Origin of the sequence: Pseudoalteromonas galatheae (genome assembly GCF_005886105.2) — a bacterium.
In the GTDB taxonomy this organism is placed as follows: Bacteria; Pseudomonadota; Gammaproteobacteria; order Enterobacterales; family Alteromonadaceae; genus Pseudoalteromonas; species Pseudoalteromonas galatheae.
Genome location: NZ_PNCO02000001.1, coordinates 3,427,501 through 3,444,047, shown reverse-complemented (window position 1 = coordinate 3,444,047; position 16,547 = coordinate 3,427,501). Strand labels below are relative to the sequence as shown.

At 43.6% G+C, this 16,547-nt stretch carries 22 protein-coding genes and 1 pseudogene; 21 read left to right on the top strand and 2 right to left on the bottom strand.

From position 1 onward, the window contains the following. The first annotated feature begins 137 nt into the window (after positions 1-137). Both CWC29_RS15380 and CWC29_RS15375 read left to right on the top strand, forming a co-directional pair. On the top strand, positions 138-2,081 hold the full coding sequence (locus tag CWC29_RS15380; protein ID WP_128725682.1) for an AsmA family protein: 1,944 nt from the start codon (positions 138-140) through the stop codon (positions 2,079-2,081). Between the two features lie 229 nt (positions 2,082-2,310). After that, positions 2,311-2,772 (top strand): hypothetical protein, encoded by a 462-nt coding sequence (locus CWC29_RS15375; RefSeq protein ID WP_128725681.1) that lies wholly within the window; start codon positions 2,311-2,313, stop codon positions 2,770-2,772. A 209-nt stretch (positions 2,773-2,981) separates the two neighbouring features. Here CWC29_RS15375 and CWC29_RS23770 read toward each other — a convergent pair. Continuing rightward, a pseudogene (locus CWC29_RS23770) lies at positions 2,982-3,272 on the bottom strand (tetratricopeptide repeat protein); the annotation flags it as partial. A gap of 252 nt (positions 3,273-3,524) precedes the next feature. Here CWC29_RS23770 and CWC29_RS15365 point away from each other — a divergent pair. Beyond that, positions 3,525-4,046 (top strand): hypothetical protein, encoded by a 522-nt coding sequence (locus tag CWC29_RS15365; RefSeq protein ID WP_128725680.1) that lies wholly within the window; start codon positions 3,525-3,527, stop codon positions 4,044-4,046. A gap of 4 nt (positions 4,047-4,050) precedes the next feature. On the opposite strand, the gene CWC29_RS15360 is transcribed toward CWC29_RS15365, so the two are convergent. Beyond that, positions 4,051-6,603 (bottom strand): protein kinase domain-containing protein, encoded by a 2,553-nt coding sequence (locus CWC29_RS15360; RefSeq protein ID WP_138522824.1) that lies wholly within the window; start codon positions 6,601-6,603, stop codon positions 4,051-4,053. A 167-nt stretch (positions 6,604-6,770) separates the two neighbouring features. Here CWC29_RS15360 and CWC29_RS15355 point away from each other — a divergent pair, with 167 nt between their 5' ends. The 18 genes from CWC29_RS15355 (at position 6,771) to rplQ (ending at position 16,470) form a co-directional block, all read left to right on the top strand. After that, the gene (locus tag CWC29_RS15355; protein WP_128725678.1) at positions 6,771-7,610 is read left to right on the top strand and encodes a polysaccharide deacetylase family protein; all 840 of its coding nucleotides are present in this window, start codon (positions 6,771-6,773) and stop codon (positions 7,608-7,610) included. A 382-nt stretch (positions 7,611-7,992) separates the two neighbouring features. After that, positions 7,993-8,361 carry a 50S ribosomal protein L14 gene (rplN, locus tag CWC29_RS15350; protein ID WP_010378257.1) on the top strand — a complete coding sequence of 123 codons (369 nt, stop codon included), beginning with the start codon at positions 7,993-7,995 and terminating at the stop codon, positions 8,359-8,361. 10 nt (positions 8,362-8,371) lie between these two features. Then, positions 8,372-8,686 (top strand): 50S ribosomal protein L24, encoded by a 315-nt coding sequence (gene rplX / locus CWC29_RS15345; RefSeq protein ID WP_010378260.1) that lies wholly within the window; start codon positions 8,372-8,374, stop codon positions 8,684-8,686. Between the two features lie 15 nt (positions 8,687-8,701). Then, a complete protein-coding gene (rplE, locus tag CWC29_RS15340; RefSeq protein WP_010378262.1) occupies positions 8,702-9,241 on the top strand; it encodes a 50S ribosomal protein L5 in 540 nt (179 codons plus the stop codon). Between the two features lie 10 nt (positions 9,242-9,251). Next, a complete protein-coding gene (gene rpsN / locus CWC29_RS15335) occupies positions 9,252-9,557 on the top strand; it encodes a 30S ribosomal protein S14 (RefSeq protein ID WP_095728862.1) in 306 nt (101 codons plus the stop codon). 20 nt (positions 9,558-9,577) lie between these two features. Then, a complete protein-coding gene (gene rpsH, locus CWC29_RS15330) occupies positions 9,578-9,970 on the top strand; it encodes a 30S ribosomal protein S8 (RefSeq protein WP_010378266.1) in 393 nt (130 codons plus the stop codon). Positions 9,971-9,983: 13 nt separating this feature from the next. Next, entirely contained in the window at positions 9,984-10,514 is a 531-nt protein-coding gene (gene rplF, locus CWC29_RS15325) for a 50S ribosomal protein L6 (protein ID WP_102057674.1), read from the top strand. A 9-nt stretch (positions 10,515-10,523) separates the two neighbouring features. Further along, a complete protein-coding gene (gene rplR, locus CWC29_RS15320) occupies positions 10,524-10,874 on the top strand; it encodes a 50S ribosomal protein L18 (protein ID WP_010378271.1) in 351 nt (116 codons plus the stop codon). Between the two features lie 9 nt (positions 10,875-10,883). Next, positions 10,884-11,390, top strand: a complete 507-nt coding sequence (rpsE, locus tag CWC29_RS15315; RefSeq protein WP_010606806.1) for a 30S ribosomal protein S5 — start codon at positions 10,884-10,886, stop codon at positions 11,388-11,390. A 6-nt stretch (positions 11,391-11,396) separates the two neighbouring features. Next, positions 11,397-11,576 carry a 50S ribosomal protein L30 gene (rpmD, locus tag CWC29_RS15310; RefSeq protein WP_010378276.1) on the top strand — a complete coding sequence of 60 codons (180 nt, stop codon included), beginning with the start codon at positions 11,397-11,399 and terminating at the stop codon, positions 11,574-11,576. Positions 11,577-11,580: 4 nt separating this feature from the next. Further along, positions 11,581-12,015, top strand: coding sequence for a 50S ribosomal protein L15 (rplO, locus tag CWC29_RS15305; protein ID WP_128725677.1), 435 nt, complete (start codon positions 11,581-11,583; stop codon positions 12,013-12,015). Positions 12,016-12,026: 11 nt separating this feature from the next. After that, on the top strand, positions 12,027-13,355 hold the full coding sequence (gene secY, locus CWC29_RS15300) for a preprotein translocase subunit SecY (RefSeq protein WP_010606805.1): 1,329 nt from the start codon (positions 12,027-12,029) through the stop codon (positions 13,353-13,355). Positions 13,356-13,377: 22 nt separating this feature from the next. Then, positions 13,378-13,491: a 50S ribosomal protein L36 gene (gene rpmJ, locus CWC29_RS15295; protein WP_002959476.1), complete on the top strand. Its 114-nt coding sequence runs from the start codon at positions 13,378-13,380 to the stop codon at positions 13,489-13,491. 131 nt (positions 13,492-13,622) lie between these two features. Further along, positions 13,623-13,979: a 30S ribosomal protein S13 gene (gene rpsM / locus CWC29_RS15290; protein ID WP_010378282.1), complete on the top strand. Its 357-nt coding sequence runs from the start codon at positions 13,623-13,625 to the stop codon at positions 13,977-13,979. 13 nt (positions 13,980-13,992) lie between these two features. Then, entirely contained in the window at positions 13,993-14,379 is a 387-nt protein-coding gene (rpsK, locus tag CWC29_RS15285; protein ID WP_010378285.1) for a 30S ribosomal protein S11, read from the top strand. Positions 14,380-14,400: 21 nt separating this feature from the next. Then, on the top strand, positions 14,401-15,021 hold the full coding sequence (gene rpsD, locus CWC29_RS15280) for a 30S ribosomal protein S4 (RefSeq protein WP_017218390.1): 621 nt from the start codon (positions 14,401-14,403) through the stop codon (positions 15,019-15,021). A gap of 24 nt (positions 15,022-15,045) precedes the next feature. Then, on the top strand, positions 15,046-16,032 hold the full coding sequence (locus CWC29_RS15275; RefSeq protein ID WP_010378288.1) for a DNA-directed RNA polymerase subunit alpha: 987 nt from the start codon (positions 15,046-15,048) through the stop codon (positions 16,030-16,032). A gap of 39 nt (positions 16,033-16,071) precedes the next feature. Further along, the gene (rplQ, locus tag CWC29_RS15270) at positions 16,072-16,470 is read left to right on the top strand and encodes a 50S ribosomal protein L17 (RefSeq protein ID WP_128725676.1); all 399 of its coding nucleotides are present in this window, start codon (positions 16,072-16,074) and stop codon (positions 16,468-16,470) included. Positions 16,471-16,547 lie beyond the last annotated feature (77 nt).

Genomic DNA, 16,547 nt, shown 5'->3' with positions numbered 1-16,547 from the left:
AAAACTGGCAAGGGCGAGGATCATACCGATTAGTCAAAAGGTTGCAATCGCTCGGTACAAATTATTTGCCTTTATTCATGGTATATTCGATTACAGCCGTTATCATAAAGAGAACCAAGCCTTACGAAGGAAAAGCAATGAACCGGCTAGTTAAAATCGTAGGCGCCATTGTCGCGCTTATTATTATTCTTGTTATCGCAGCCCCTTTTTTAATCCCTAAGCAGGCAATTATTGACCAAGTCACGTCACAGGTTGAGTCAGTGACAGGTAGAAAACTGTCGATTGATGGCGACTCTGACATCGGTATTTTCCCAACGCTGCACATTGAGCTAAACCAAGTGCGATTTGCCAACATGGCAACGGGCAGTCGCCCAGATATGTTCGCCATGGAGCAACTTGCTGTGCATATTCCGTGGTTAAGTGCGTTGTCTGGTGAAGCTAAGCTTGAGCGCTTTGTGATCAATAATCCTAAAATTATCCTAGAAACTGACAAACAAGGTAATGCTAATTGGCAGTTGCTACCCACCAGTGCAGAAAACACGCCAACGGCGCAAACCAGCTCAAAAGGTAATATGCAGTTACCGGAGGGCTTAGATGTTAGCCTTGGCGAAGTGGCGATTTATGGTGGCTCGGTGACTTATCTTGATGGTGTGACAGGCGCTGAATATCAGGTAACTGATTTAGACATTAGCGTGATGCTATCGTCACTGTACCAACCATTAGAAGTCGACGGTAAGCTGACTTTTCAAGGTCAAACTTTTAACCTAGTTACTACACTCGATAACCCCGCAAAGGCGATCGAAGGTGAAACCTTTAATGTTGAACAACAAGTAAAATCAGCGCTGTTCAACCTTGACTATAAAGGTGAAATTGCAGAGCAAGGTAAAACCATTCGCGGTCAATTAGCCTTGACTGGCGACTCGGTAAAAGCGCTAGCTAAGTGGCAGGGTGTTGACCTAAAAGCCAAAGAAAATGCGTTCAACGACTTTGGCCTAAACGCTAAAATGACGATGCAAGGGCAAGTCTTTACTCTCAATGCCTTAGAGGCAACCTTGGACGAATTGGTAATAAAAGGTCAAAGTAAAGTCACCCTCTCAGGTAAGCCTGATATTACCGCGAGCGTTGACCTTGGCATGTTAGATCTTAACCCTTATTTGCCAGAGCCTGTGGAAAAGCCACAAACGCAACCTGAGCCAGAAGACGCACCAGCACAGCCTATCGTGTGGGATGACACTGCAATTGATTTGTCAGCACTTAATAGCCTCAATGCGAATGTGAAGATCACCTCAACAGGGCTACGTGCGAGAGAAATTAAGCTTGGCGAAAACCAAATCAGCTTAGTACTTAACTCAGGTAAGGCGACACTGAGCCTAGATAAGTTCCAAGCCTATGAAGGCCAGGGTAAAGGTAAGGTCGTTGTAAATGCAGCAGCAAAACCTTATGCCATCAGTACTGACTTTGCATTAACGGCAATTAACGCTGAGCCACTACTGACCGATGCCATTGGTTTTGACAAAGTATTGGGTAAAGGTAGTCTTAATTGGGCGTTAAACACACAAGGTGTCAGTCAAAAGCAATTTGTGAATGCTCTTGATGGTAAATTAGGTTTTGAGTTCAAAGATGGTGGCGTAAAAGGCGCAAACCTTGCTGAGATGATCCGTAAGGGCAAAGAGATGCTCAAAGGCGATTTCTCTTCGGTATCGCAAGGACTCAATGCTAATTTCGACCCGGATCAAAAAACCGACTTCTCAGCCATGACTGGCACCTTTGTCTTTACCAAAGGCGTAGGTCAAAACGATGACTTCTCGTTGGCAAGCCCGTTACTACGAGTGACAGGCAAGGGCACCGTTAATTTACCACAAACTTTAGTTGATTACCGTGTGGTGACTGGAATTGTTGATACCATTGAAGGGCAAGCCAGTAGCGATGACAGTACCGGTTTTAAAATTCCGGTGCGTATCAAAGGCCCATTCCACAAAGTTGAAACTAGCCTAGACCTAAAAGAAGCGGCAAAAGACAAAGCCAAAGACAAGGTTAAGGATAAGGTAAAAGACAAACTTAAAGGTTTGTTTGGTGGATAGATCTTTATGACGCTTCAATAAACAGCTCATCTGCTTGTTTTAAATCAATTTCAGCTTAACAAGGGCTTGCCGATGGTAGCCCTTGTTCTATATTCATCGCGAGTTAATTATCTATATGCAGTTATAGTGAGCTTATGCCTATAAGCTGTAATCTACAGCAATAGTATTACTGCTATTCATGTGCTTAAATGGATGCGGATAGCTCTACAAACAAAGGAAGGATAAAATAATGAGTACACCTACTTATTTGCTCGAATACACGGTGACCCCAAAAGCTGAGGGCAACTGGATATATGATGATAAGCCAGTTAAACTTAAATTAGCTCAGGGTGAAAGCGCTGTTCTAACCTATAAGCTCGTTACCGATGAAGCTGGCTGGAGCTTTGCTGAAAACGGTACTTACTTTATCGAGGCGCAAGATAACTTCAATTATAACCTTACAAGCACATTAAAAGATGAGTTAACAGTTGAGGTGAAGATTGAGGCATTGAATGTTGCGAATACGCTAAGTGAAAATGATCTCAAAGGGCTTTCAGCTAACCCCGGCGCGAGGGTTGTTACACTAGTGAGGAATAACAGCTCAAATATTGAGTTCAGACTTGTTGCTCAAAATAATTCTGCAAATGGTGCCGTGCGCTATTTTTCTCAAGATCCAAGGGTGATAATTGACAACCCAGATATTCCAGCCTAATTCGTAATTTGCACTTGGCACAGATAGGTAAAATGTTCTATGCCAATTCTTAATTCAAGTGATGGCGAGTGGCATAATGTCCTGAACCATGACAGGCGATAAAAAGTCGGGCTCCAGCCTAAATCAATGCTTTTTTTCAGTGAAGCCATCGCGGAATACTTTTCTTCTATCAGTGTTTGAATTAACGATTTTACGTAAAAAGCTTCAGCTTAATCGAGATACTCAGCCAAATATTCATCAATTGCTATTAATGCCTCTTGGTTCCGACCTAGGTGTGCCAAAGTTTGAATGCGTACGACTTCAACTTGGCTTGCTGGAGCACTGGCTAAAATTTGCTGATACACTTCACTGGCTTTCACCTTCTCACCCATTTGTGAGTAAATGTCTGCGTAGTTAAGTAAGATTTCTACATTGCTGGGCGCCAACTGAGAGGCTCGTTCAGCAAACTCTAGTGCCCGTTCTAAATCACCTAAGAGCATCAATACAATGGCATAATTATTAGAGTTAGCCGTACTTGTATATGAGCGCTTAACTAGAGCTTAGTAGAGTTTGTTTGCTTCATATTGAGCGAGGCTGCATTGCGGATGACTTTATAGTACTTCTCATCGAGTTGAGCCTGCTGATTATGGTTTCGGTTTTGGTGAATCACTGTAGTCGCTTCGCTTGCTGTAACCTATTGTAATGGTATTGGTGCAGCTGATGTGCTTATATTAAGTGCGAATAGCTCTGCAAACAAACGAAGGATATTAAAGATGACACAACAGTCGCTCAGTTATATAGTTACTCCTGGTTTTTTACCACCTGTAGAACACTCTGAAGAGGCGGCGAAAACTGCCCCTTGGAAAATCACTAACCTTCAACACGAGGATGTAGAAGAAGTTGTTATAGACATTTCTGAGTTATCAGGAAAGTCGGTTAACTTATATTATGAACTTGACTCTGGAAGCTTTGATAGCGGTTGGCAATTCGGTGATAACGGTACGCTATTTGTTAATGCACAAGACAACTTTAACTATCAAGTGAGCAGCATTGTTGCTAACGATGGTCGTAGTATGATTGTAAGTATCAGTAGCATTGAATCGTCTAAAACGATTCTAGAGGGTGCTGCTCAGGAAATGGCGGGTCACCTAGACTCTGGGTTTGCAATCCCTTTGCAGTCTAACAATAACTTTAAGGTTGCTTATCGACTCATAGCAAAGCATAAGAATGATTCACAAATGCGCTATTTCTCTCAAGATCCAACGATTGTTATCGAAGATACAGAGCCAAACTAAAGCTCTAATTCAGAGCGCGACAGCGCTCTGAATAGTTGTGCTTCTCCAGCAGATTCTGAAACTCAACTATTCCGCACAACGGATCAAACCACTTCAAATTAAAAAACTGTACTGCCCAGCCTGAATCCAAGCTAGCTTCTATTTGTATAATTGCTGAACTCTCATCCCCTATTAAGGTCATGATAAGGGCGCTTACAAAAGGCAGCTCATATAACTCTGGAGCTTCTGATTTTACGAGTTGAATCAATTTTAGCGCCTCAATATTATAACCGAGATGCGCTAGAGCCTGGGCTTTTATTAACTTATCAATTGGTTTATTTGGGGTGTCTAAAAGTTCTATCACCTTCATGTAGGTGAGATCTGCATTTTTGTTAGCTAGAGCTAAGGCATCAGCATAGTTGAGTACAATATCAGCTCTTTGCTCATTTATCTTATATGCCTTAGTTGCGTAATCTAGGGATAAGTCTTGTTCCTTTATTAAACTCAAGGCCGTGCTTAAGTTTGTTAAATAGTTTGCGTTATTACTATCAGATTTTACTAGCGTCTCGTAGAGTTTAATTGACCTATTAAGATTACCTGTGATTAGTGAAATATCCGCGGTAATTTTGATGAGCTGATGATCTTTTTGAGTTATTGATAATGCTTTATCTGCGAAATGAAGCGCTTCAGAGAAGCTCCCAGATATTGCATGTATTTTCACTAGATTCCTTAGCACAACCAAGGTAGGTTTGAGCTGATATGCTTTATTAAATGCTGCTTTCGCTTGGTCATAGCGGCCTAATTTTTGATATATGCTACCTTTTAGGTTTAGCAATTCGTATGAGTTACTGTTGTCACCTTTGTAACCGCTCAGCAGTTTCTCAATATCGTCTTTCTTGTTTAGCAACAGAAGTAGCGAGGTCCTATTTGCTAGGTAGTCCAAAGTCTCTTTATATTCTCGAGGGCTTGAATCCAATACTTCTTGTAAATCGTTTATGATCTTCATCTCTAAAGTTCGATTATATAGCCTGAGGCTACCTTTGGTATAAGTCGTGTAGAGGGAAAAGTGCTTAGGGTATGTCCTAATGAATTCCCTAAGTTGATTAATTAAATTGATATTGACAGTGTTTTCTTGGTGTAATTGTTCTATCAGGGTTGAATATGCATTATTAAAATTGTCGTCCATCAATTGCTCTGAAGTATCAGTGATATCCAGTGCTTTGGATAATGCTTGAGAGATGGAAATAAAAGTTGCAGAAATTTGCGTATTTATCACAGTGATCCGCTCTGAAAACTCAACTACTTTCCCTGATTTACCTATCAATTCTAGCTGGATGGTACAGCTGTAGTTATTACATTCACCTGTCGGAATGAATAACTTATCTATTTGTAAAGAATGAGAAATATCTGAAGGCTTCGCGGTTGGACCTAAAGATGCAAGCGTTTGTTCTACTTCTTTCTTTGAAACTGGCTCATAGTCTTTACTTGTAATGAGAAACTGATAGATGGCGTCTTCAACTGTTTGCTTTACTATCTGCTTGTGTGAATTTGGTATATCACCTTGTCCAATAAATTCTATCGGTAGCGCTGCAATATAGATCTTTGGCTTGGTTTCCTGCCAGTACCAGTATCCACCAACGGCTAAGCAAACTAAAAAGGTGAAAAGTGCTGTAATACCTAGTTGCTTTTTACGTGATTTGGCTTTCTCTTTGGCTCGATCTCGTAGCTCTATTTGTTCAAGTGACAGTGTCGCTTCGCTGTTATCGTAGCTAAAGGTTTGTAAAATTTGCTTTAGCTGCTGACTGACTTCATTCGCGCTGCTTGGACGAGCGCTTTTGTCATATTGCAATAGGCGATCAATGAGCTGTGCCAGTGCAGGGGGAATATCTAAAATACGTTTAGCACTGGCTTTTAACGGCTGGAACTTGATCTGTTCAGCAATAGATTTGTCACTGCCATCGTCAGCTTGTTCGAAATAAGGATGATGTCCAGCTAACAGTTGATAGGCTATTAGTCCAAATGAGAATAAGTCACTGCGACTGTCTAGCGTTTCATCACGAAGCTGCTCTGGTGACATTGCTGTGAGACTACCGTAACTGGTATGTGGACGAGAGGCTTGGTTGTCTTCTAATTGTGAAATACCAAAGTCGGCAATTTTGGCTACGCTCTGTTCATTAACCAGTATATTGCCAGGTTTTAAGTCTAAATGAAGAATGTTCTGGCCATGAGCTGAGGCCAGCCCATCGGCTATATGACTTAGCAGCTCGACTTTTTGCTCGGTAGTTAATACGTGTGTTTTTGTGTAGTGCTGTAAAGTTGCACCTTGCACATATTCCATTTCCAAAGCCATTTGGCCAGCGCTTTCAAATACATCATAAATTTGTACTATGTTTGGATGGTTAAAACGCGCTAACAGGCGGGCTTCGTTGAGTGCATCTGATTGCGTGTGCTGAGTTAGTGATATCACCTTTACCGCTACTCGGCGGCCTAATTTTTTGTCGGTAGCAAGGTACACTTTGCTCATTCCGCCTTCGGCGAGCAAGATCACGTCCTGATAGTATTCTTCTAACTTCAACACAGCGCTGTCTTTCTCTTTTATTATTGGGATTAGTGTATCGCTAAAAATACTAAATTAGTACCATTTGCGTTGGCCTTAGTCGCAAATAACAAGTTGAAAATTTAACACTTTGTCATACTCACAGCCTCATATAGGTTATAAGGATAAATAACAATAAGGACAAACAAATGGCAAAGTTATCTTCTAACTTAGTTTCTCACTTCAGTTTGGCTGCCATGATGGCAAGCGCTCTGCTCGTAAATACTTCTAGTATAGCGGCTGATAGCAACCAAACCTTTAATTATCCTAATAATGCTCGTAACGCAATAAGCCTTACGTTTGATGATGCAAGGCCAAGTCAAGTTGAGGTGGGAGTGCCGTTACTTAATCGCCATAAGGTGAAAGGCACATTTTATGTTATGCCATCACAGGTGGAGGAAAAGCTCGGATTGTGGCAAGCCGCGGTGAAGCAGGGGCATGAAATAGGTAATCACACCAGTGAACACTTATGTACGGGTAACTTTGCCTGGCTAAGGGAAAAGGACAAAGGGCTGGAACAAGTTGATTTGGCCTACATGGAACGCGATGTAGTAAGCACCACAAAATATATTGAAAAGCATTTGGGCGTAACCCCCAGAAGCTTTGCATACCCTTGTGGTAATACCTTTGTTGGTCGCGGCGCTGAAGTAAAAAGTTATGTACCGGTGATTGCGAAGCACTTTGACAGTGGCCGTACGTGGTTAGATGAAACCGCTAACCACCCAACTTATACTGACTTTGCGCAACTCACCGGAATCAGGATGGACGGCGTTAGCTTTGAAGAACTAAAAGGGCTGCTGGAGCATCTTAGGGCAAATAACAGTTGGATCATCCTTGCTGGACATGAAGTGGGTGAAAAAGGCATGTACACCGTCGATACCAAAATGTTAGACCAGCTTATTCCTTATTTACAGGACCCTAAAAATGGTTATTGGCTAGACACCGTAAGCAATGTGGGTGATTACATCAAAAGCAAAAGAGAGCCGTAGGTCGAGATTTATCTCGACTATTTTCTTTAAATATCGTTTTTGATTAAATTTTGAGTTTCTCAGATATAAAATTCGAGATGTTTTTACTCAAAGCATCTGAGTAAATAATAATCGAAACAAAATTTCCGCTGTTAAATTTGTTCAATATATGCGCAAGTGGTTGAATTGTCGATTACTTGCCGCCATATCCCCAAACTGTAATTGGTACGTCATGTTAACGCGTTAAATTAATTAAAAATTGAACTATCTTTGATGCGACATTGCTGGTACAATTGCCCGCCCTTGAAAGACATAATCACAGTTTTTTGAGTGGAATTTAACCTAAATGCCTTGATTTTGAACGAAATCTAGGCGAGTTGTAACTACACCGGAGGTCATTAAGATGATCCAAATGCAAACTCAGCTGGACGTTGCTGATAACAGCGGCGCTCGCAAAGTGCAGTGTATAAAAGTCCTTGGTGGTTCGCACCGTCGCTACGCAGCGGTTGGCGACATCATTAAAGTTTCTGTTAAAGAAGCGATTCCTCGCGGCAAAGTGAAGAAAGGTGATGTTAAAAACGCAGTAGTAGTGCGTACTAAAAAAGGCGTACGTCGTCCAGACGGCTCTTTAATCCGTTTCGATAGCAATGCGGCTGTTATCTTAAATGATAACTTACAGCCTATTGGTACTCGTATCTTCGGCCCTGTGACTCGTGAACTTCGTACTGAAAAGTTCATGAAGATCGTTTCACTAGCACCAGAAGTACTATAAGGAGTCGATCATGGCAGCAAAAATCCGTCGTGATGACGAAGTAATCGTACTAGCCGGTAAAGACAAAGGTAAGCGCGGTAAAGTGCTTTCAGTTGTTACTGAAACTGGCCGAGTATTTGTTGAAGGCGTTAACATCATCAAGAAACACCAGAAGCCTGTACCACAACTACAGCAAGCTGGCGGTGTTGTTGAGAAAGAAGCGTCAGTCGACGTATCAAACGTAGCGATTTTCAATGCCGAAACTGGCAAAGCGGATCGTGTAGGTTTTAGATTTGAAGACGGTAAAAAAGTCCGTTTCTTCAAGTCTACCGGTAAAACTATTTAATAGTTGGAGTAGACGATGGCGAAACTGCATGAAGTGTACAAAGACAAAGTGGTAAAAGAGCTTCAAGAGAAGTTCGGTTACAGCTCTGTCATGCAAGTCCCTCAGATCGAAAAGATCACACTTAACATGGGTGTGGGCGAAGCCCTAGCTGACAAGAAAATTCTAGAAAACGCAGTAGCAGACCTAGAATCAATCTCTGGTCAGAAGCCTCTAGTGACTAAAGCACGCAAATCAGTTGCTGGCTTTAAGATCCGTGAAGGTTACCCAATTGGCTGTAAAGTAACCCTACGCGGCGAGCGTATGTGGGATTTCCTAGAGCGTTTAGTCTCTATCGCGATGCCACGTATTCGTGACTTCCGCGGTGTTAGCGCAAAGTCTTTTGACGGTCGCGGTAACTACTCTATGGGCGTACGTGAACAAATCATCTTCCCAGAAATTGATTATGATAAAGTAGACCGCGTTCGCGGTATGGATATCACAATCACTACTTCTGCGAAAACAGATGACGAAGGCCGTGCGTTGTTAGAAGCGTTCAACTTCCCATTCAAAAAGTAAGGGTAGGGTTATGGCAAAGAATTCAATGAAAGCACGTGACGTAAAACGTGCTAAATTAGTTGCTCAGTATGCTGAAAAGCGTGCTGCGTTAAAAGCTATCATCAGCGATGTTAATGCATCTGATGATGAGCGTTGGGATGCAGTGTTAAAGCTACAGTCTTTACCACGCGATTCTAGCCCTTCACGTCAACGTAATCGTTGTAACATCACGGGCCGCCCTCATGGTTATCTTCGCAAGTTCGGCTTAAGCCGTATCAAAGTTCGCGAAGCAGCGATGCGCGGTGAAATTCCTGGCCTTAAAAAGGCTAGCTGGTAATAGAATCACGGGAGTAAGACATGAGCTTGCAAGATCCAATTGCGGATTTGTTCACACGTATCCGTAACGGTCAGTCTGCGAAGAAGGTATCTGTTTCAATGCCAACTTCAAAGCTGAAAGTAGCTGTAGCTAAGGTACTTAAAGACGAAGGTTATATCACTGACTTCGCAGTATCTGGTGACGTAAAAGCAGAATTGACTATCGAACTTAAGTACTTCGAAGGCAAAGCTGTAATCGAAAACATCCAGCGTGTTAGCCGCCCTGGTCTACGTATCTATAAGAGACGTGACGAATTACCTAAGGTAATGGGTGGTCTAGGTATCGCTATCGTATCAACTTCTAAAGGCCTGATGACAGACCGCGCTGCGCGTACCGCTGGCGTTGGTGGTGAAATCATTGGCTTTGTAGCTTAATCGGAGGGGAACTATGTCTCGTATAGCGAAGGCTCCAATCAATGTTCCTGCCGGTGTTGAAGTTACAATTAACGGCCAGGACATCAAAGTTAAAGGCAAGAACGGTGAATTAACTCGCACAATCAACGATGCGGTTGAAGTTTCACTAAACGACAACGTTATCACTACAGCTCCTCGTGAAGTTGCTAATGCTTGGGCTCAAGCTGGTACTGCACGCGCGCTAATCAACAACATGATTGTTGGTGTTAACGATGGTTATGAGAAGAAACTACAGCTAGTAGGTGTTGGTTACCGTGCGGCAGTTAAGGGTAATACATTAGATTTAACCCTTGGCTTTTCTCACCCAGTGAACTTCGAGATCCCAACAGGTATCACTATCGAAGCTCCAAGCCAGACTGAAATTGTTGTTAAAGGCGCAGACAAGCAGTTAGTTGGTCAAACAGCTGCTAACATCCGCTCATACCGTGAACCAGAGCCTTATAAAGGTAAAGGTGTACGTTATGCTGATGAGCACGTGCGTCGTAAAGAGGCTAAGAAGAAGTAAGGTAAGACGATGGATAAGAAAACAGCTCGTCTACGTCGTGCTAAGCGCACTCGTAGAAATATTATCGAACAAGGCACAACACGTCTTGTTATCCACCGCACGCCACGTCACATTTACGCTCAAGTAATCAATGCTGAGGGTAATGTACTGGCTGCTGCTTCTACTGTTGAAAAAGCAATTGTTGAAACAGTTAAAGGCACAGGCAACATCGAAGCGGCTCAAGCAGTTGGTAAAGCAATCGCTGAGCGCGTAGCTGACAAAGGCGTTGAAAAAATCGCTTTTGATCGCAGTGGCTTTAAATATCACGGCCGTGTGAAGGCGCTAGCTGATGCTGCGCGCGAAGCCGGTCTGCAATTCTAGGAGTAGACAATGGCTAACGTAGAAGCAAAAGCACAACAGCCTGAATTGGCTGAAAAGCTAATCGCGGTAAACCGTGTGTCTAAAGTGGTTAAAGGTGGTCGTATCTTTAGCTTCACTGCACTAACAGTAGTTGGTGATGGCGCTGGTAAAGTAGGTTTTGGTTATGGTAAAGCACGTGAAGTTCCTGCTGCTATTCAAAAAGCAATGGAAAAAGCACGTCGCAACATGATCACTGTTGAACTAAAAGGTAACACGCTACAGCACCCAATCAAGGGTCGCCACGCGGGTTCTAAAGTATACATGCAGCCAGCATCTGAAGGTACAGGTATCATCGCAGGTGGTGCGATGCGTGCAGTACTAGAAGTAACTGGTGTACAGAACGTACTATCTAAAGCATACGGTTCAACTAACCCGATCAACATCGTTCGCGCAACTATCGCAGCGCTAGAGAATATGAATTCTCCAGAAGGTATTGCTGCGAAGCGTGGTCTTAGCGTTGACGAAATCTTGGGGTAAGACACCATGGCAAACACAGTAAAAGTAACTCAAGTACGTAGCTCAATCGGTCGTTTACCGAAGCATAAAGCTACATTACGTGGCCTTGGTTTACGTCGTATCAATCACACTGTTGAGCTAGAAGATACGCCAGCAGTTCGCGGTATGATCAACCAAGTTTCTTACATGGTTAAGGTTGAGGGGTAATTCGATGAACTTGAATACACTTTCACCTGCTGCAGGTTCAAAAACAGCTGGTAAGCGTGTTGGCCGTGGTATCGGTTCTGGTCTTGGTAAGACTGGTGGCCGTGGTCACAAAGGTCAAAAATCACGCTCTGGCGGTAAAGTACGCGTTGGTTTCGAAGGCGGTCAAATGCCTATGCAACGTCGTCTACCTAAGTTTGGTTTCACTTCACGCAAGTCTCTTGTGTCTAAAGAAGTGAATCTATTCGAAATCGTTAAAGTTGAAGGCGATGTGGTAGATCTAAACGCGTTACAGGCAGCTGGTATCGTTAAAAAGAACATCCAGTTCGTAAAAGTTGTAAAATCTGGCGAAGTTTCACGCGCTGTTACTGTTAAAGGCATGAAAGTGTCTAAAGGTGCACGCGAAGCTATCGAAGCTGCCGGAGGCAAGGTAGAAGACTAAGGAAGTACGCTATGGCTAAACCAGGTCAAGATATGCAAAGTGCACAAAGTGGGCTTGCGGAACTGAAGCGCCGATTACTATTCGTATTGGGTGCTATCATTATTTACCGTCTGGGCTCTTTTGTGCCAATCCCTGGGATTGACGCCGCTGTACTTGCCGAATTCTTCGAGCAACAAAAGGGCACCATTGTTGAGATGTTCAACATGTTCAGCGGTGGTGCGCTTGAGCGTGCATCGGTATTGGCGCTAGGTATTATGCCGTACATCTCGGCTTCGATTATTATGCAGCTATTAACGCACATACATCCTGCGATGATAGAGCTTAAGAAAGAAGGTGAGCAAGGGCGTAAGAAAATCAGCCAGTATACGCGTTATGGTACGCTTGTGCTTGCTACATTCCAATCGATAGGTATCGCTACTGGTCTACCTAATATGATGGAAGGCCTAGTTGTGAATCCAGGCTTCGGCTTCTATTTCACAGCTGTAGTGAGCTTAGTCACGGGAACGATGTTCCTTATGTGGTTGGGCGAACAAATCACTGAGCGTGGTATCGGTAACGGTATCTCAGTTCTAATATTTGTTGGTATTGTAGCTAACCTGCCGTCTGCAATTGGTTCGACAGCAGAAATGGCGCGCCAAGGTGATCTGCATATTTTAGCATTGTTATTGATTGCGGTAATCGTATTCGCTGTAACTTACCTAGTTGTGTTCTTCGAACGTGGTCAACGTCGTATCGTTGTAAACTATGCGAAGCGTCAACAAGGTCGTCAGGTATTTGCTGCTCAAAGCACGCACTTACCACTAAAAGTTAACATGGCGGGTGTTATTCCACCAATCTTTGCTAGCAGTATCATTTTGTTCCCTGGTACAATAGCAAGCTGGTTTGGCCAAGGTGAAGGTCCGGTCGCTGATGTGCTACAAGCTATCTCAGCAGTATTGACTCCAGGTCAACCACTGTATGCGATGGTATTAGCTGCGGCTATTATCTTCTTCTGCTTCTTCTATACTGCGTTGGTATTTAACCCGCGTGAGACAGCAGATAACCTGAAAAAATCTGGCGCTTTTATTCCAGGCATTCGTCCAGGTGAGCAGACATCTAAATACATTGATAAAGTGATGACACGCCTGACATTGGCAGGTGCTTTGTATATAACCTTTATCTGTCTGGTGCCCGAGTTTATGACTATGGCATGGCAAACGCCATTCTACTTCGGCGGTACATCGATTCTGATTATCGTTGTTGTCATCATGGACTTTATGGCACAAGTACAGACTCATATGATGTCACATCAATATGATTCTGTGCTGAAAAAAGCGAACCTTAAAGGCTACGGCCGTTAAGGTCAGTTTACGGAGTTGAGTAATGAAAGTACGTGCTTCCGTTAAGAAAATTTGCCGTAACTGCAAAGTAATCAAGCGTGCAGGTGTTGTACGTGTGATCTGCAGTGAGCCAAAGCACAAGCAAAGGCAAGGCTAAGCAAATTAAGTCGTGCAGGCTGAGTAACTTTACTTAGCCTGTTTCTTTGGTAAAACTTGAATGTCGGTTGGGTATCCTATACGGGCTTTCCAGCAAGATGATAATCAAGTTTATTTATAGGAGATATGTTAGTGGCCCGTATCGCAGGCATTAACGTTCCTGATCATAAGCATGCTGTTATCGGTTTAACAAGCATCTATGGTGTAGGTAAAACTCGCGCTAAGGCGATCTTAGCTGCGACAGGTATCGCTGAAACTACTAAAATCGGCGAGCTAAATGACGAAACACTTGACATCCTTCGTGAAGAAGTTGGCAAGTACACTGTTGAAGGTGATCTTCGTCGTGAAGTTACACTAAACATCAAGCGTCTTATGGACCTTGGTTGTTTCCGTGGCTTACGTCACCGTCGTTCGCTACCACTACGTGGTCAGCGTACTAAGACTAACGCGCGTACTCGTAAGGGTCCTCGCAAGCCTATCAAGAAATAAGGTGGGGTAAGTTATGGCAAAAGCACCAATTCGTCGTAAAAAGGTCAAAAAGCAGGTTGTTGACGGCATGGCTCACGTTCATGCATCTTTCAACAACACGATTGTGACCATCACTGACCGTCAAGGCAATGCTCTTTCTTGGGCGACTGCAGGTGGTTCAGGTTTCCGTGGTTCTCGTAAGTCTACTCCATTCGCTGCACAGGTTGCTGCGGAGCGTGCAGGTGTTGCTGCACAAGAGTACGGTCTTAAGAACCTAGAAGTATTCATCAAAGGTCCAGGTCCAGGCCGTGAGTCTGCTGTTCGTGCATTGAATGCTGCTGGTTACCGTATCACTAACATCACTGACGTGACGCCAATTCCACACAATGGTTGTCGTCCACCGAAGAAACGTCGCGTATAACAATAGGTTAGGAGAAAGAACATGGCAAGATATTTGGGCCCTAAGCTCAAGCTGAGTCGTCGTGAAGGTACTGACCTGTTCCTTAAAAGCGGCGTAAGAGCAATTGACTCTAAGTGTAAACTAGAAACAGCACCTGGTCAGCACGGCGCACGTAAAGGTCGTCTATCTGATTACGGTTTACAGCTACGTGAAAAGCAAAAAGTTCGTCGTATCTACGGTGTACTAGAGAAGCAATTCCGTAACTACTACAAAGAAGCTGCTCGCCTTAAAGGTAACACAGGTGAAAACTTGTTACAGCTTCTAGAGCAACGTCTAGACAATGTTGTATATCGCATGGGTTTTGCAAGCACACGTGCTGAAGCGCGTCAGCTAGTAAGCCACAAAGCGATTATGGTTAATGGTCGTGTTGTTAATATCCCTTCTTTCGTAGTTACTCCTGAAGATGTAGTAGTAATTCGCGAGAAGTCTAAAAAGCAAGCGCGTATCATCGCTGCTCTAGAGTTGGCTGAGCAACGTGAAAAGCCAACTTGGATTGAAGTTGACGGTAAGAAAATGGAAGGCACTTTCAAGCGTCTACCAGAGCGTTCTGATCTGTCTGCGGACATTAACGAACAACTAATCGTCGAACTTTACTCGAAGTAAAGTTAAGAGTTAAGAGAGGATAAAATGCAGGGTTCTGTAACCGAATTCCTAAAACCAAGATTAGTCGATATCGACGCTGTAAGCTCAACGCGTTCTAAAGTAGTTTTAGAGCCTCTAGAGCGTGGTTTCGGCCACACACTAGGTAACGCTCTACGTCGTATACTTCTTTCATCTATGCCTGGTTGTGCTGTGACAGAAGTTGAAATTGACGGCGTATTGCACGAGTACAGCGCGAAAGAAGGCGTACAAGAAGACATCATTGAAATTCTGTTAAACCTTAAAGGTCTAGCGGTATCTCTAGAAGGTAAAGATGAAGTTTTCCTTACCCTGACTAAGTCTGGTGTAGGCCCTGTGACTGCGGCTGATATCCAGCACGACGGAGATGTGACTATCGCCAACCCTGAGCATGTTATTTGTCACTTAACTGCTGACAATAGCGAAATCAGCATGCGCATCCGTGTTGAGCGTGGTCGCGGTTATGTACCGGCGTCTAGTCGTTTATCCTCTGATGACGATGAGCGCCCAATCGGCCGTTTGTTGCTAGATGCATCATTCAGCCCGGTTGAGCGTATTGCGTACTCGGTTGAGTCAGCTCGTGTTGAGCAGCGTACAGACTTAGATAAACTAATCATCGATATGGAAACGAACGGCACTTTAGATCCTGAAGAAGCGATCCGCCGTGCGTCAACAATCCTTGCTGAGCAATTAGATGCATTCGTAGACCTACGTGATGTTTCTGAGCCAGAAGAGAAAGAAGAGAAGCCGGAGTTCGATCCGATTCTACTTCGTCCAGTTGATGACTTAGAACTAACTGTACGTTCTGCAAACTGTCTGAAAGCCGAGCAAATTCAATATATCGGTGACTTAGTACAGCGTACTGAAGTTGAGCTTCTGAAAACACCAAACCTTGGTAAGAAGTCTCTAACTGAAATTAAAGACGTGCTAGCTTCACGTGGTCTTTCTCTGGGCATGCGCCTGGAAAACTGGCCACCTGCAAGTCTGGCTGAGTAATCTAAGTTACTATATTAGTTTAGTTAGAAGGATAGGGTCATGCGCCATCGTAAGAGTGGTCGTCAATTAAACCGTAACAGCAGCCATCGCAAAGCGATGTTTAGCAACATGGCTGGTTCTTTGGTGAAGCACGAAATCATCAAAACTACTTTGCCTAAAGCAAAAGAGCTGCGCCGTGTAATTGAACCTTTAATCACACTGGCTAAGACTGACAGCGTAGCAAACCGTCGTTTAGCGTTTGCTCGCACGCGTGATAAAGAAGTAGTTGGTAAATTGTTCACTGAGATTGGTCCACGTTTCGCGGATCGTCCAGGTGGTTACACTCGTATTCTTAAGTGTGGCTTCCGTACAGGTGATAATGCACCAATGGCTTACATTGAACTACTAGATCGCCCAGCGGCTGAAGAAGTTCAAGAAGACGCACAGTCTGCAGAGTAATTAGTCTTATTAAAGACACAAAAAAAGCCGAGCACAGCTCGGCTTTTTCTTTTTCATAACCCGCACAGTACAATCTC